The organism is Mesorhizobium sp. M4A.F.Ca.ET.050.02.1.1, assembly GCF_003997725.1.
In the GTDB taxonomy this organism is placed as follows: Bacteria; Pseudomonadota; Alphaproteobacteria; order Rhizobiales; family Rhizobiaceae; genus Mesorhizobium.
Window position 1 is genome coordinate 1 of record NZ_RZSG01000677.1, and the last position, 3,263, is coordinate 3,263.

At 62.9% G+C, this 3,263-nt stretch carries 2 protein-coding genes and 1 pseudogene; 1 reads left to right on the top strand and 2 read right to left on the bottom strand.

The window, feature by feature from the left end; all coding sequences use genetic code 11:
* On the bottom strand, nucleotides 1-660 hold a 660-nt coding region (locus EOA33_RS29165; protein WP_190234403.1), incomplete at its 3' end, for a transglycosylase domain-containing protein.
* Between the two features lie 211 nt (nucleotides 661-871).
* Entirely contained in the window at nucleotides 872-2,131 is a 1,260-nt protein-coding gene (locus tag EOA33_RS29170) for an N-acetylmuramoyl-L-alanine amidase (protein ID WP_126054379.1), read from the bottom strand.
* Between the two features lie 648 nt (nucleotides 2,132-2,779).
* Between EOA33_RS29170 and EOA33_RS29175 the strand changes: the two are divergent.
* A pseudogene (locus tag EOA33_RS29175) lies at nucleotides 2,780-3,263 on the top strand (S1 RNA-binding domain-containing protein); the annotation flags it as partial.

The window sequence follows — 3,263 nt, forward strand, 5'->3', positions numbered from 1 at the left end:
GTCGGCATGCTTGAAGGGGTGATAGTTGTTGGGGCCTTTCGGCAGCGAGGCGAGATAGGCCGCCTCTGCCACCGTGAGCTCGTTGACCGACTTGTCGAAATAGGTCAGCGCCGCGCCGGCCACGCCATAGGCGCCGAAGCCGAAGAAAATCTCGTTGAGATAGAGCTCGAGGATGCGGTCCTTCGAGTAGGCCTGCTCGATGCGAAAGGCCAGGATCATCTCCTTGATCTTGCGCTCGTAGGTCTGGTCCGAGGTGAGCAGGAAGTTCTTCGCCACCTGCTGGGTGATCGTCGAGGCACCGACCTGGCGTCTGCCCGACCCAAAATTCTGCAGGTTGACGATGATGGCGCGGCCGAGGCCGGTCACGTCAATGCCGGGATGGTTGTAGAAATTCTTGTCCTCGGCCGAGAGGAAGGCGGCCTTCACACGATCCGGGACCGCCTGGATCGGCAGATAGAGACGGCGCTCGCGCGCATATTCAGCCATCAGCGAGCCATCCGACGCATGGATGCGCGTCGTCACCGGCGGCTCGTATTTGGCCAGCACCTCGTAGTCGGGCAGATCCTTCGCCAGATGGCTGATGTAGATCGCCACGCCGGCGGCCACGATAAGGGCCAGCGTCGTTCCGATGCCGAAGAAATAGCCGATGAGACGAATCATGCCCGCTCCAGTCCGTGGTTCGGGAATTTCCTAAACGAAGCCGCCTTTGGCGCAAGCTTCCGGGACGGTCCCAATCCGCAATGGAAAACCCATGTCGCCACCATGTGGACAAAATACGGCAGCACCGGGTTTTCGGCTTCCCTCTCGGGAAATTATAGCGCCGGGTGTTGTCGCCGTGCAACGCCGCCTCTGGTTGCAGGCGGCAGCCACCTCAGCCTCCGGTCCCCGTTCCGGCCTTGGCTGATGCGAACAGCGCGACGGCGTTGGTTATGCTCTGCGCGGCCTTGCCGCGCCAGTCGGCGCTGAGCAGTTGCGCTTCGTCCTTGGCGTTGGAGAGATAGCCCAGCTCGACCAGCACTGAAGGCACGTCAGGCGCCTTCAGCACCTTGAACCCGGCAGAGCGCTGCGGATTGTTGATCAGGCCGACGCTGGTCGAAAGCTGCCCGACCAGCGTATGGGCAAAGCTCATCGAGAAGCTGTGGGTCTCGCGGCGGATCAGGTCGATCAGGATGTCGGTCACTTCCTTGTTGTCGTCCTTGATCTCCATGCCGGCGAACTGGTCGGAGAGGTTCTCGCGATCGGCGAGCGCCTGCGCCTCGGGATCGGAAGCCTTGTCGGAGACGGTGTAGACGGTGGCGCCGCGAATGCCCTTGACGCTGATCGTGTCGGCGTGGATCGATATCAGCAGGTCGGCCTCATGCTGGCGGGCGATGCGCACCCGGTCGTCCAGCCGCAGGAACTCGTCCGTCTCGCGCGTCATGAACACATCGTATTTGCCGACCGCGACGAGCTGGTCGCGCAACTCGGTGGCGAAGGCGAGCGTGACATTCTTCTCGATGGTGCCGTTGAGACCCTCGGCGCCGCCGTCGACGCCGCCATGGCCGGGATCGATGACGACGGTGAAGCGATGGCCGGGATTGGAGATCGGCCCGGTTCCGACCCTGCCGCCCTTGTCGGTTGACACCGTCGAGCCGGTGGTCAACGCCTGGTTGGCGAGCGCGGCATCGAATTCCCGCGCGGAGGCCGCCGATATGTCGATGGCGATGCGATAGCCGCCGCCGTCGTCGTTCTTGAGTACGTCGAGCTTGTCGACCGCAAACGGCCCCTTGCTGGTGAGGATCAGCCGTGACCCCTCACCCTGATCGCCGTAGCGTACAGCCCGGACCAGGCCGCGCGCCTTCACATCCTTGGCACTCATGGCGAATCTGGTGCGCGGCAGGTCAACGACGAGGCGATTGGGGCCGCGCAGCAGGAACCATTTAATGTCGGGCTCGCGGTCGAAAGTCATGACGATGCGCATCTTGGTGGCATCGCCGGCCATCTTGTAGCTGGTGGCGCCGAGCGGCGCGTCTCCGGCGCGGGAAACGCCCGACAGGCCGAGGAAAACCGCCATAAGCAAAAACGCGCAGGCCGCATGCAAGACAGGCCAGGCTGCGCAACGACCCTTGTTTGCGGTGCCTGCCAGTCCCATGTTCTTTCAGTTACTCCCGGTTTGGCGCCAGGCGCCGGTCGTTGCATCGAAGTGCCGGCAAGGCCGCGAACTCGATTAACGATTGGTATCCAGAGAAGGTTAACCAAGCCTTTTCGCGCAAGGAATTGAAGGCCGGGCTTCCCTTAGGGAACTCCTTTTTGCCGGCATCCGAAATCGGGGTCGCCTTCCCTGCCGCCAAATCATAAAAGCGATGGTGGATCACTGCAATCCTGGAACCGCTTCCTCCGCAGCTTCCTGCTACAGGTCAGATGAAAGGCGGCTCCTTTCGCTTCCAGCGAAAAGGCTTCAGGTGATCGCGACGAATTTCGCAGGCGTGCGCCCGTGGCGGGGGAATCGCTTGCGTGAGGAAAACGGCCGGGGTGTCCCGCGCCGGCTCTGTATGAGCAAACAAGCTGGTCCGGTTCGTCCGGGCTTTGGTTCAAAAGGTTCTGCTGGTGCCAATGGCTTCAAGCGCAATCATGGAAAGGTCCGCAGCAAACCGCGCCATCGTGGCTGCGGGCGGCACCGCCATAGCGCTCAAGCGGCGGCCGGCGGACGTTCAATTGTCCGGCATCCATGTTCCAGGACCGAAGCAGCGGGCTTTGCCCCGCAAGCTGCGGCTGGCGGCTGCCGGGAGGAAACGAAATAATGCCCAACAAGATGCTGATAGACGCCTCCCACCAGGAGGAAACACGCGTTGTCGTCATTCGCGGTAACCGTATTGAAGAATTCGACTTTGAATCCCAGGACAAGAAGCAGCTCAAAGGAAACATCTACCTCGCCCGCGTAACGCGCGTCGAACCGTCCCTTCAGGCAGCTTTTGTCGAGTATGGCGGCAACCGTCACGGTTTCCTCGCCTTCAGTGAAATCCACCCCGACTACTATCAGATCCCGGTCGCCGACCGTCAGGCACTGTTGCGCGCGGAAGCGCAGGAGGCCGAGGACGAAGACGATGAGGACGGCGACGGCGAGGAGCACCAGGCCCGCGATCGCGGCCGGCGCGGTCGCCGGCGCGGCGGCAAGAACCGCGACCGTGGCGAACACAAGCGCGAGGCCAGCGCCGCCGGTTCCGAGGAGCCCGGCGACAGCGCCGCCGAGGTCGCAAGCGGCGAGGCCGCCGGTGACAGGGGCG